The organism is Microvirga vignae, from assembly GCF_001017175.1.
GTDB lineage: Bacteria > Pseudomonadota > Alphaproteobacteria > Rhizobiales > Beijerinckiaceae > Microvirga > Microvirga vignae.
On the sequence record NZ_LCYG01000030.1, the window covers coordinates 1 to 11,372 of the forward strand.

At 64.1% G+C, this 11,372-nt stretch carries 12 protein-coding genes; 11 read left to right on the forward strand and 1 reads right to left on the reverse strand.

The annotated features are described in order from the left end of the window. Nucleotides 1-262, reverse strand: a 262-nt coding sequence (locus AA309_RS37650; RefSeq protein WP_160310449.1) for an FCD domain-containing protein, incomplete at its 3' end; no start/stop codon positions are given. Nucleotides 263-629: 367 nt separating this feature from the next. Between AA309_RS37650 and AA309_RS12270 the strand changes: the two genes are divergently transcribed. From AA309_RS12270 to AA309_RS12320, 11 genes are all read left to right on the forward strand, one after another. Further along, nucleotides 630-1,574, forward strand: a complete 945-nt coding sequence (locus AA309_RS12270; RefSeq protein ID WP_047189317.1) for a LysR family transcriptional regulator — start codon at nucleotides 630-632, stop codon at nucleotides 1,572-1,574. A 106-nt stretch (nucleotides 1,575-1,680) separates the two neighbouring features. Then, nucleotides 1,681-2,670: a Bug family tripartite tricarboxylate transporter substrate binding protein gene (locus AA309_RS12275; protein ID WP_047189318.1), complete on the forward strand. Its 990-nt coding sequence runs from the start codon at nucleotides 1,681-1,683 to the stop codon at nucleotides 2,668-2,670. A 27-nt stretch (nucleotides 2,671-2,697) separates the two neighbouring features. Next, nucleotides 2,698-3,738: a zinc-dependent alcohol dehydrogenase gene (locus AA309_RS12280; protein WP_052954662.1), complete on the forward strand. Its 1,041-nt coding sequence runs from the start codon at nucleotides 2,698-2,700 to the stop codon at nucleotides 3,736-3,738. An 11-nt stretch (nucleotides 3,739-3,749) separates the two neighbouring features. Next, nucleotides 3,750-4,484: a DUF4286 family protein gene (locus tag AA309_RS31935; protein ID WP_052954661.1), complete on the forward strand. Its 735-nt coding sequence runs from the start codon at nucleotides 3,750-3,752 to the stop codon at nucleotides 4,482-4,484. A gap of 158 nt (nucleotides 4,485-4,642) precedes the next feature. After that, nucleotides 4,643-5,422: a protocatechuate 3,4-dioxygenase subunit beta gene (pcaH, locus tag AA309_RS12290; RefSeq protein WP_047189320.1), complete on the forward strand. Its 780-nt coding sequence runs from the start codon at nucleotides 4,643-4,645 to the stop codon at nucleotides 5,420-5,422. Between the two features lie 4 nt (nucleotides 5,423-5,426). Next, nucleotides 5,427-6,059, forward strand: a complete 633-nt coding sequence (gene pcaG / locus AA309_RS12295; RefSeq protein ID WP_047189321.1) for a protocatechuate 3,4-dioxygenase subunit alpha — start codon at nucleotides 5,427-5,429, stop codon at nucleotides 6,057-6,059. A gap of 22 nt (nucleotides 6,060-6,081) precedes the next feature. After that, on the forward strand, nucleotides 6,082-6,930 hold the full coding sequence (locus AA309_RS12300; protein ID WP_047189322.1) for a 3-oxoadipate:acetyl-CoA acetyltransferase: 849 nt from the start codon (nucleotides 6,082-6,084) through the stop codon (nucleotides 6,928-6,930). A gap of 5 nt (nucleotides 6,931-6,935) precedes the next feature. After that, nucleotides 6,936-8,291 carry a class-II fumarase/aspartase family protein gene (locus tag AA309_RS12305; RefSeq protein ID WP_047189323.1) on the forward strand — a complete coding sequence of 452 codons (1,356 nt, stop codon included), beginning with the start codon at nucleotides 6,936-6,938 and terminating at the stop codon, nucleotides 8,289-8,291. A gap of 4 nt (nucleotides 8,292-8,295) precedes the next feature. After that, a complete protein-coding gene (pcaDC, locus tag AA309_RS12310; protein WP_047189324.1) occupies nucleotides 8,296-9,480 on the forward strand; it encodes a bifunctional 3-oxoadipate enol-lactonase/4-carboxymuconolactone decarboxylase PcaDC in 1,185 nt (394 codons plus the stop codon). A gap of 27 nt (nucleotides 9,481-9,507) precedes the next feature. Next, on the forward strand, nucleotides 9,508-10,245 hold the full coding sequence (locus tag AA309_RS12315) for a CoA transferase subunit A (RefSeq protein WP_047189325.1): 738 nt from the start codon (nucleotides 9,508-9,510) through the stop codon (nucleotides 10,243-10,245). Then, entirely contained in the window at nucleotides 10,245-10,925 is a 681-nt protein-coding gene (locus tag AA309_RS12320; RefSeq protein ID WP_047189326.1) for a 3-oxoacid CoA-transferase subunit B, read from the forward strand. The genes AA309_RS12315 and AA309_RS12320 overlap by 1 nt, the downstream gene beginning before the upstream one ends. Nucleotides 10,926-11,372 lie beyond the last annotated feature (447 nt).

Here is an 11,372-nt window from a genome sequence, read left to right on the forward strand (position 1 = left end):
CAAATCCGTCCACACGACCTAGGGCCGCGTAGTGGTCACAGGCCTCATCGATGTGCTGTCGCATGGCTACCCCCGCGCCGGCAGCATCCCGCGCCTTGATGCGTTTAAGGATACGGTCATGATCCGCGCGACGCTTCTCGATGCGCTTCGCTGCGCCGTGGTCCTTGACCCGCATTTCCTGAAACGAGGCCAGCAGCGGCTTCGTGACGAACTGCAAGACGCGACGGAAGAGCGGATTCCGCGCGGCATCGGCGATGGCCAAATGAAAGGCGAGATCGTGCTCGGAGCTTTCCTCACCTAACAGGGAATGCCCTGGCGAAGAGCCGCTAATGGGGACTTCTCGAAAGAAACGCTTTGGTCAGCTCATGAGGCGGTAAGCCGACCTTCATTTCATTTGCTGTTCGTTACTCTTTGACCCGAAGCGGCCCTTCCGGAGCGCGGGACGGCTTGAGATTCTTACGATGACCTGAGCGTCGTTGTGGCGCGTTGTAGGCTACCAAGATGATCAGCGCTGCCCCCTTCATCCCTCTCCACAAACGAGGTCGAGGACGAGCTGCCGCGGCCAGGCTGGCGGGCCATCCAGTCGCTGCTACAATAGCCAGGCAAGATAGAGGGATGGCCAGCCTTCAATGTTAACACTTCGTCAGATCGAGGTTTTCCGCGCCGTGATGCGGGCGCAGACACTTGTTGGGGCGGCCAGCGAGCTCAAGATTGCCCAGCCCACCGTGACCAAGACAATCCGGCGCATCGAGGATCTGCTGCGAATCCAGCTTTTCGACCGCGCTGGTGGCAGGCTCATTCCATCGGCCGAAGCCCGGCGCATCCTAGAGGAAGTCGACCGCGCCTTCGAACAGTTGGAGACAGCGATTGATCGAGCCGCTCGGATCGCCCGCAGCGACGAGGGCCTCTTTCGCTTCGGGGCATCGCCGAGCCTCGGGCGGGTTCTCGTTCCCCGTGCCATCGGCGCGTTGGTTCGCAAACGACCCGGGCTCTCGATCCATTTCGACGTTCTCTCAGTGGCCCAAGTCCTGGATTACCTGGTTTCCGGGCCGGGCGAAGGAGCTGTCACGCTATTTCCGATCACCCACGGGATCGTCCAGAGTACCTTGGTCGGTACCGGCCGCATGGTCGCGCTCGTGCCGCCGGGTAGTCTCCCGTCCGGTGCGGAGCGGCTGCGGCCGGAAGACCTGGACGGCGCCACCCTAATCGTGTTCGAACCCCAGTCGGTTCATGGCCAGATGCTGAGCCGCTTCCTGAGCACCGGGTCAGTCACGCCCCGCAAGACCCACGTCGTGCGGTTTGCCGAGACGGCCATTGGCTTGGCTGAGGCCGGCGTCGGCATCGCGGTTGTCGACGAGTTCAGCGCGGCATCGGTGGACCGGTCAAGCGTCACGGTCCTGCCGACCGCGTTCGATGGCCTGTTCCAGGTTTATCTTCATCGGAACGTCGAGCGGGTCCAGAGCCGGTTCATGCAGCTTCTGGCTGCCGCGCTCCGGGACGAATTGATCGCATTCTGCGGCAGCCAGCCCCGCGAGCCGGATGGTATCGGCATGCAAACACCGGCGAGAGTATAGCCCGAGGCTATAGGTGCTTGATCAAAGGTCGGTTGCCGGTGCGGACGTTCTGACCTCCTGTAGGGCGCCAGTTGCCGAGAGGCACAGGCTCAATAGGGAGGTCGCCATGAACCAACATTCCACTGGTCCGTTCCGCCGCGCCGTGATTGCCGCCGCGCTGTCCATATTCGCGCTCAGCACACCCCAGGTGGAGGCGCAAACCTATCCCGCACGAACCATGCAGGTGGTGGTGCCGTTTGCCGCTGGAGGCGGTGTCGATGTCGCCACCCGCCTGGTGACCGAGAAGATGAGCGCCGTTCTCGGTCAGCGCTTCGTCATCGAGAACCGAGGGGGTGGGGGTACCATCGTCGGGACGCAGGGCGTCGCAAGAGCATCGGGCGACGGCTATACGCTTCTTGCCGCTCCGACAACGCTGGTGATCAACCCCGCCCTTCGTGAGAAGATGCCCTACGACTGGGAAAAGGACTTCGCCCCGGTAGCGATGCTGGCGAAGCTTCCGTTCGTCGTGGTCGCGGCGAACACGTTTCCCGCAAACACCATGAAGGAGCTCGAAAGCCTCGGCCGTTCGCAGAGCGAGCCGCTGACCTTCGGCTCGGGGGGAACCGGGACCGTGGCCCATCTTGCCGGAGAGCTCTTCGCCATCCAGTCCGGCGCCAAGATGCAGCATGTCCCGTATCGTGGGGAAGCCCCGTCACTCACCGATGTCATCGGCGGGCGTCTGTCGGTGACGTTCAGCACGTTGGCGTCCGCGTCAGGACAGATCGAGGGCAAGACCCTGAAGCCGCTGGCCGTCACGACACGACAGCGCACGACCCTGCTGCCGGACGTTCCAACGGTCGCCGAGCAGGGCTATGCCGACTACGACATCAGCGCCTGGGTGGCGTTACTTGCACCGAAAGGCACGCCGGCCGAGGTCATCGCGACCCTCAACAAGACAGTTAACACTGCCCTGGCCGACGAAAACCTGCGGAGCCAACTCGCCAAGGTCGGCGCTGAGCCGGGTGGTGGGACACCGGAGGAACTCGCGAGCTTCATGAAGAAGGACGCCGAGGTCTGGGCGCGGGTCGTCAAGGCCGCGAACGTCAAGCCGGAGTAATCCGCAACACCACCGGAGATGTTCATCATGCAAGCGCTCCAGAAGGTTCATGCGGCTCCTGGCCTAGAGGTGCGGGAGGTTCCCCCACCTGCGCGGCCAGGATCCGGCGAGGTCCTGATCCGCGTCGACGCCACGGGCATCTGTGGCACGGACGTGCACATCGCCGAATGGACGCCCGGCTACGAGTTCATGGCCCCAGCCATGCCGGTTACCCTTGGGCATGAGTTCGCAGGAACCATCGTCGAGGTGGGGTCGGATGTCGGTGCGGTCGAGAAGGGCTCCCTCGTCACGATCAGGCCGTCGGTCGTTTGCGGGCGCTGTCCGGCATGCAAGGCGGGCGACACCGACGCCTGCACCAACAGGCGTGGGATCGGGGTCATGCGCAACGGTGGCTTCGCGCCGCTGGTCTGTGTCCCGGCGGGGAACTGCGTGCCGGTTCCGGCCGGACTTGATCCGGCGATCGCGGCCCTGACCGAGCCGATGACGGTCAGCGCAGAAGCCGTGGATACGGGAGAGGTGCGGGACGGCGATCGCGTGCTGGTTCTCGGTCCAGGGACAATCGGGCAGGGGATCGCCCTCTTCGCAAAGGCCGCAGGAGCCTCCGAGGTCGTCGTCGCGGGTCACAACGATGGCCCACGGCTTGAGACCCTGAACCGCCTCGGGTTCGAGAACACAGTGGACACGTTTGGCCGCACTCTTGCGGACGCACTGGCCCCCTATCTTGAGGCCGGGAAGTTCGATGTCGTGATCGAGGCGACCGGCGTGCCAGCCGTGGTGCAGCCGAGCCTGGAGGTGCTGCGCAAGCGGGGCGTTCTCGTCATCTGCGGCATTCATCCCAAGCCCGCGAGCGTGAACCTGACGCAACTGGTTCGCGAGCATCAGCAGATCCGGGGATCCTACCGCGCGCCCATCGCCACCTGGTCGCGCGTTGTGGCCTATCTGGCACAACATGCCGAGCAGGTGCGTGAGATGATCTCCCATCGCGTGCCGCTGTCAGAGGCTTTGGCCGGGTTCGAACTTGCCCGCAATAAGTCGGCCTCCAAGGTCGTCGTGCTGCCGCAGGCCTAAGCGAGGGAACCATGCCGCTCCGAGGATCAGCCTTTCTGGCGCTGTGGAACGACTTCGATCCGGCCCGCGAGGCCGAATACGAATGCTGGCACACCTTTGAGCATGTTCCGGAGCGGGTCGGGATTCCCGGCTTCCTGTCCGGCCGGCGCTACCGTGCGGCCGAACGCTCCCTGAACCAGTACTTCACGCTGTACGAACTGGAGAGCCTGGCCGCACTCGGCGGCCCGGACTACGCCGAGGTGGTCGGCCACCCAACGGCATGGTCGAGTGCCATGCGCCCTTCGTTCCGCAATTTTCTCAGATGGCCTTGCGCGACACTTCTGACATCCGGTGTGGGGATCGGCGGTGCCTTGGCAACCATGAGGTTCACTGTTCCGAAGGATGGTGCGAAGCTCGAGGAGTCCGCGCTTGCGTCACTCAAGGACCTGCCGGAGACGGCAGGGATCACGTCCATTCACCTCGGCAAGGCAGACCAGCGTAGCGACTTTCCGGTCCAGAATGCACCGTCGCTGCCGAGTGTTGATCGCGAGGCGTACGTGCTTCTCGTCGAGGGGACGTCCCGAGCAAGCCTTGAGGCTGCCGAGCCCACCGTCCGTGCGACGCTGCTCCCTTGGTGCAGACGGGCCGAGGACGCCATCTGGGCCACGTTCGATTTGGCTTTCAGCTTCGATCGGCTCGACCTTCGTGCCGGCAACGGACGCCAGCCTCCAAGAGACGACCTTCGCCGCTGGCACGCTGGAGACTAACGTCGGACACCACATGGTGCTTTCTCGCCAGTGAACGAAGGCCACAGCGTCGCGGTTACCGAAGCTTTGGAGCCGTCAATGCTCCGATCCGCCTTGCCGCTCAGACACGCCTCGCGCCCCACCAGGCCATGCCGCAACTTTGAGAAATGGAGCACCCCATGTCTGTCGAACGGATCCGGTCAGATGTAAGAGGGATCACCCCAGAAGACCCGCTGGGACTTGACAGCGAGTTCATCCAGCGCGACCGCAGCATCCATCCACCCGCGTTCACTCCGAATTACAAGACGAGTGCCTTGCGCTCGCCCCGGATCCCCCTCTGGTCCTTGCAGAATTCCCTCTCCGAGGTCACCGGCCCTGTTTTCAGCCCCGACGAGATCGGCCCGCTCGATAATGATCTCATCCTGAACTACGCCAAGGACGGCGAGCCCATCGGCGAACGCATCATCGTGCATGGGCATGTGCTCGATGAGAACGGACGGGGCGTTCCCAACACCTTGGTCGAGTTCTGGCAGGCCAATGCCGGTGGGCGCTACCGCCATGTCAATGACCGTTACCTAGCCCCGATCGATCCCAATTTCGGTGGCTGCGGCCGCACCCTGACCAATGCAGACGGGTATTATGCGTTCCGGACGATCAAGCCGGGGGCCTATCCGTTCCGCAATCATGTCAACAGTTGGCGGCCTGCCCACATCCATTTCTCGATCTTCGGGTCGGGCTTCGCCCAGCGCCTGATCACCCAGATGTACTTTGAAGGCGATCCGCTGCTGCGCCACGATGTGATCGCCAGAACCATTCCGGATCCGGAAGCGGTCAAGCGCCTGATCGCGCCGCTTGATCTGGATGCGGCGGTGCCTCTCGACTGTCTGACCTATCGGTTCAACATCGTCCTGCGGGGCCGCCGCTCCACGCTGTTCGAGAACAAGCTGCAGGGGAATTAGAGCTATGATCCCGTCGCTCCCGCACCTCAAGGAAAGCCCGTCCCAGACAGCGGGTCCCTATGTTCATATCGGCTTGATCCCGCATCAGGCCGGCTTCGACATCTTCGCGAAAAACTTCAGCAATGTTCTGGTCGGCCCTGACACGGTCGGCGAGCGGATTCGCATTGAAGGGAGGATCCTGGATGGTTCAGGAGCGCCCGCCCGCGACATCCTCGTCGAGATCTGGCAGGCGAACGCCGCCGGCCGCTATAATCATCCTGCCGACCGGCAGGAGGACAAGCCGATCGACCCCTCGTTCCGGGGTTGGGGACGGACCGGCACCGACTTCGAGACGGGTCTCTACACGTTCGAGACCGTCAAGCCGGGCTCCGTCATTGGCCGCAAGGGGCATCGGCCCATGGCTCCGCATGTGAACATCTGGCTCGCGGCACGCGGCATCAACATCGGGCTCAGCACGCGGCTGTACTTCTCCGACGAGGCCGAGGCGAACGCCCAGGATCCGGTGCTTAACATCATTGAGCCCCGCGAGCGCAGGGAAACGCTGATCGCGCGGCGCGAGGAGCGGCGAGGGGAGGTCGTATACGTCTTCGACATCCGCCTGCAGGGTGATCGCGAGACCGTGTTCTTCGACATCTGAGCATCATTAGAGGATAGTTCCCATGAACCCCGTCGTTATCACTGTTGCCATCACGGGCTCGGTGCCGCGCAAGAAGGATAATCCGGCGGTGCCGATCCTGCCCCCGGAGCAGGTGGAAAGCACTCGCGATGCCTACGAGGCGGGCGCCACGCTCGTGCACATCCACGTTCGCAACAACGACGAGAGTTCCTCGTCGGACCCGGAGCGGTTCCGGCAGGTACAGGAGGGGGTGCGCCGGCACTGTCCCGGTATAATCGTGCAGTTCTCCACCGGCGGGCGTGGGCGCGACCCGGCCCTGCGCAGTAGTTCGCTGTATCTGCGCCCCGACATGGCCTCGCTCTCCACGGGGTCGGTGAACTTCCCGACCATCGTGTACGAGAACCACACCACACTGGTGGAGGAAATGGCCGGCAAAATGAAGGAGTTCGGCATCAGGCCGGAGATCGAGATCTTCGATCTCTCCCACCTGCACGGGGCGCGGCGTCTGGCCAATAAGGGGCTGCTGGACGAGCGCCCGCACATCCAGTTTGTCATGGGGGTACAGAATGCCCTGCCAGCCGAGGAGCGGCTGCTCGACATCCTACTCAACGAAGCCAAGCACCTGTTTCCGGCCTGCACCTGGACGGCAGCAGGGATTGGGCGTCATCAGGCGCAGGTGATGGAATGGGCGCTGGCCCGTGGAGCCGACGCGGTGCGCACCGGGCTGGAGGACAACATCCGGGTCACCAAGGATCGGCTGGCCGCCTCCAATGCCGAGCTGGTGGGGCTGGCGGCCGAGGCCGTTCGCCGCCACGGCCGGCGCGTGGCCACATTCGAGGAAGCCCGCGCGATCCTGGGGCTGAAGCCTGCCGCAGACGTGCAGGCCGCCTGACGCCAATGACCTTCGCGGCCCTCGACTCCTCGATCACCGGCCCGCTGTTCGCGACCGAAGCCATGCGCACAGTCTTCTCGGACCAGGCGCGGCTTGGGGCCATGCTGCGCATGGAAGCTGCGCTCGCCCGGGCGCAAACCAGCCTGGGCTTGGTGCCGGATGGGCTCGCGCCCGCGATCGAAGCCATCTCGCCCGAAGCCATTGATCTTGAGGCGTTGGGCTGCGGAACCGCCCTGGCCGGTGTGCCGGCCATCCCGTTCGTCAAGGCGGTTCAGGCCAGGCTCCCACCGGCGCTGGAGGCGTCGTTCCACAAGGGAGCCACGACGCAGGATGTGGTCGATACGGCTCTGGTGCTTCAGATGCGGGACGCCTTTGACGTGATCGAGGCCGATCTCGCCGTTATTCTTGATGGGCTCTCCCGCTTGGCCGCCGAGCGCCGGGACACTGTTTGTGCCGGACGCAGCTATGGCCAGCACGCGGCGCCCATCACCTTCGGGTTCAAGGTTGCCGTCTGGCTCACGGGTCTATACGAGATGGCAGGACAACTGCCCTGGTTACGCAAGCGTGTGCTGGTAGCCTCCCTCGGAGGGCCGGTCGGCACGCTGGCCGGGCTTGGCGATAAAGGCCCAGCTGTGGTGGATGCCGTGGCGCACGAGCTCGGGTTGGAGACAGCTCCCGGCACCTGGCATACGCTTCGGGCGCGCATGGCTGAGACCGGCACGTGGCTCGCGACGCTCATTGGCACCCTGGCTATGATGGCTGTCGATATCGGCCATCTTGCTTCAACTGAGGTCGGGGAAGTGGCAGAGCCGTATGTGCCGGGTCGGGGCGGCTCCTCGGCCATGCCGCACAAGCGCAATCCGGTCTCGTCAACGGTGATCATGGCTTCCCAGACCGCGGCCAAGGGGCACCTCGTCACGCTTCTTGACGCCATGGCGGCGGCGCACGAACGGTCCGCCGGTGGATGGCACGGCGAGTGGCATGCATTGCCGTCGCTGTTTGGGTCGGCCTCAGGCGCGCTTCACGAGGCCCGCCCGCTGGCCGAGGGACTGGTAATCCATTCCAACCAAATGCGGGCCAATCTGGATCTCATCCGGGGACTCCTTTTCGCCGATGCAGCCGCAACCCGGCTGGCTCCTCAGCTTGGGCGCGAGGAGGCCCATAAACCCGTGGAGCGTGCCGCCGCGGAGGTGCGCCAGACGGGGGAGAGCCTGCAGAAGACCGTTCTGGCTCGGCTGGCTCCGATCAGCATTGAGGAAGCCTTCGATCTGACGCCCGCGATCCAGGCCTCGGGCCTGTGGGTCGACCGCGCTCTTGCCGAAGCCGCCCCTATCCGAAACAGTCTCTCACGCAAGCGGTGATCCAGTGCCTCTGATCCAAGCCAACGGTATTGAACTCTTCTACGAGATCAGCGGGCCCACCGGCGCACCGGTTGTCACCTTCTCGAACTCCCTCGGCACCACGATGGCTATGTGGGATACCATCCTTCCAGCTTTGTGGGGACGCTATCGCGTTCTGCGATACGACACGCGCGGACACGGCCGCTCACAGGTCCTCGACGCCCCGGTTACAATCGATGATCTGGCTGATGATCTCATCGGGCTTCTCGACAGCCTTGGGATTGCACGGGCACATGTGGTCGGTCTGTCTCTTGGCGGCATGACGGGGCAGGCGCTGGCAAGCCGCTATCCGGATCGGGTGATCAGCCTCACCCTGATGGCGACTTCGGCCTATATGCCAAGCCAGGAATCGTGGGACGAGCGGGCCTCCTTAGTGCGGGCTCAGGGAACTGGCGCGATCGTCGAGGCCACCATGGGCCGCTGGTTCACGCCTGATTACCCTGCCCAGGCACCGGAGCGCATCACTCCCGTGCGCGAAGCCTTCGTCGGCACCGACCCGGTGGGCTATGCCCTGTGCTGCAACGCCATCGGCCGCATGGATCTCCGACCAATCATTCACCGGATCTCGGCTCCAACCCTCGTAATCGCGGGAGCGGATGATCCGGCTACCCCGGTCGCCATGGCGGAGGAGATCCGATCCAAGGTCTCTGGCGCCGAGTTGATCGTCCTTCCGCGCGCCGCGCACTTGCTTGCCGTCGAGCAGGCCGAAAGAACAGCCGCCTACCTGATGTCGTTCCTCGATAGCCACCGGGATGCAGGCGCTGACAAGGCCCAGAGCACGGTGCCCTTTGAGACGGGGCTCCTGAACCGCAAGAGTGTGTTGGGCGAGGAGCACGTGGAGCGCTCGCTTGCGAAGGCCGGAGCCTTTGCCCAACCCTGGCAGGACTTCATCACCCGCACGGCCTGGGGTGAAGTCTGGGGCGACCCGCGCCTGCCGTGGAAGACCCGTTCGCTGGTGACGCTGGCCATGATGGTCGCGCTGCACCGGGAGGAGGAGTTCAAGCTTCATGTCCGCCCAGCCCTGAGGAATGGGGTGACGGTGGGCGAACTGCAGTCCCTGCTGCTGCAGAGCGCAATCTATGCCGGAGTGCCGGCCGCCAATGCGGCGTTCCGCTGGGCCAAAGACGTGCTCGGAGACGAGCTTGCGTGAGACGGAACGCGAAAGAAAGGTGAGGCAATGGATAAGGTTTACAGCGATGCGCGCTCCGCGCTGGCTGGTCTGGTGAAGGATGGGATGACCATCATGGCCGGAGGGTTCGGCCTGTGCGGCATTCCGGAAACGCTCATCGAGGCGATCCGTGATTCGGGGGCGAAGGACCTGACCTTCATCTCCAACAATGCCGGCGTGGACGGTGTCGGCCTCGGCCGACTGCTGGAGACCCGCCAGATCCGCAAGATGATCTCGTCCTACGTGGGTGAGAACAAGCTCTTCGCCCAGCAGTACCTCTCGGGCGAGCTCGAGCTTGAGTTCAACCCTCAGGGCACGCTCGCCGAGCGCATCCGCGCCGGCGGCGCGGGCATCCCGGCCTTCTATACCAAGACCGGCGTCGGCACCCTCATCGCGGAGGGCAAGGAGGTGCGCGAGTTCAACGGCGAGAAGTACGTGATGGAGACGGGGCTGTTCGCCGACATCTCGATCGTCCATGCCTACAAGGGCGACACCGAGGGCAATCTCGTCTACCGGAAGACCGCCCGGAACTTCAACCCGATGATGGCCACCGCCTCGCGGCTCACCATCGCCGAGGTCGAGCACCTGGTGCCGGCGGGCGAGATCGACCCCGACTGCATCCACACGCCCGGCATCTTCGTGAAGCGCCTGGTGCATGTGTCGCAGCCTGTCAAACACATCGAGCAACGAACCACCCGCAAGCGCAGCGAGGCTGCGGTTCCGGCGGGCGCAGGGGAGGAAGTCTAATGGCCTGGACCCGTGAACAGATGGCCGCCCGCGCGGCCAAGGAGCTGCGCGACGGCTACTACGTCAATCTCGGCATCGGCATTCCGACGCTGGTGTCGAACTTCATCCCGAAGGGCATGCGCGTGCAGCTGCAGTCGGAGAACGGCATGTTGGGCATGGGCCCGTTCCCCTTCGAGGGCGAGGAGGATGCGGACCTTATCAACGCCGGCAAGCAGACCATCACCGAATTGCCGACCACGAGCTACTTCTCCAGCGCGGACTCCTTCGGCATGATCCGCGGCGGCCATATCGACCTGTCGATCCTGGGCGCCATGCAGGTGGCCAAGAACGGCGACCTCGCCAACTGGATGATCCCGGGCAAGATGGTGAAGGGCATGGGCGGCGCCATGGACCTCGTGGCGGGCGTCAAGCGCGTCGTCGTGGTCATGGAGCACGTGGCCAAGGGCAAGGACGGGTCGGAGGAGCCGAAGCTCCTGCACGCCTGCACCCTGCCGCTCACCGGCACCGGCGTGGTCGACATGGTGATCACGGATCTGGGCGTGTTTACCATCGACAAGAAGGGCGGCGCCGGCATGACCCTGATCGAGCTCGCCGAGAGCATCACGCTCGAGGAGATCAAGGCCAGGACCCAGGCCGACTTCAAGGTCGCGCTCGACGGCAAGCAATCCGACGTAGCCTGAATGAAAGCTGCTCCGCCCTTCCCATATGACGGGTGTGCTGCCGGCGTCATCGAGGACTAGTGATGGGAAAAGAACCTACCTCGCCTGAAGCAGCCAGCAAGCTTAGGAACTGGCTTCGTGAGTAGCTGAAAGCCTTCAGAGCCGTCCAGATCGGTCCCGTCGGCTTCGGCGAGCACTGGATTGACCCTCCGGACAAAGACAAGAAGGCTTAGGCGGAAACCAGCGGCTGTTTTCGTCCTGCTGGCCGAATGCACTAGGTAACCGAGGTTGGAGCAGAGCACTCCCTGCATAGAAATGCTTGCGAACATCCGTGGCTGCGGACGCAGGCCGGAAGGACCGCTTGTGGCACTTCTCGGACGTAACGTGTTGGTCTGCTGACGCGGCGTAAGCAGACCATGGTGAAGGGCACGGGATCGTCGGAGACTGACCCTGGTTGTGTAAAAACGC

What these genes read in the sequence shown, in the direction of transcription:
- AA309_RS12305 (WP_047189323.1), top strand. Translation starts at nt 6,936, where the DNA reads ATGACCTTCGCGGCCCTCGACTCCTCGATCACCGGCCCGCTGTTCGCG.
- AA309_RS12270 (WP_047189317.1), top strand. Translation starts at nt 630, where the DNA reads ATGTTAACACTTCGTCAGATCGAGGTTTTCCGCGCCGTGATGCGGGCG.
- AA309_RS12300 (WP_047189322.1), top strand. Translation starts at nt 6,082, where the DNA reads ATGAACCCCGTCGTTATCACTGTTGCCATCACGGGCTCGGTGCCGCGC.
- AA309_RS12320 (WP_047189326.1), top strand. Translation starts at nt 10,245, where the DNA reads ATGGCCTGGACCCGTGAACAGATGGCCGCCCGCGCGGCCAAGGAGCTG.
- AA309_RS12315 (WP_047189325.1), top strand. Translation starts at nt 9,508, where the DNA reads ATGGATAAGGTTTACAGCGATGCGCGCTCCGCGCTGGCTGGTCTGGTG.
- AA309_RS12280 (WP_052954662.1), top strand. Translation starts at nt 2,698, where the DNA reads ATGCAAGCGCTCCAGAAGGTTCATGCGGCTCCTGGCCTAGAGGTGCGG.
- pcaH (WP_047189320.1), top strand. Translation starts at nt 4,643, where the DNA reads ATGTCTGTCGAACGGATCCGGTCAGATGTAAGAGGGATCACCCCAGAA.
- AA309_RS31935 (WP_052954661.1), top strand. Translation starts at nt 3,750, where the DNA reads ATGCCGCTCCGAGGATCAGCCTTTCTGGCGCTGTGGAACGACTTCGAT.
- pcaG (WP_047189321.1), top strand. Translation starts at nt 5,427, where the DNA reads ATGATCCCGTCGCTCCCGCACCTCAAGGAAAGCCCGTCCCAGACAGCG.
- AA309_RS12275 (WP_047189318.1), top strand. Translation starts at nt 1,681, where the DNA reads ATGAACCAACATTCCACTGGTCCGTTCCGCCGCGCCGTGATTGCCGCC.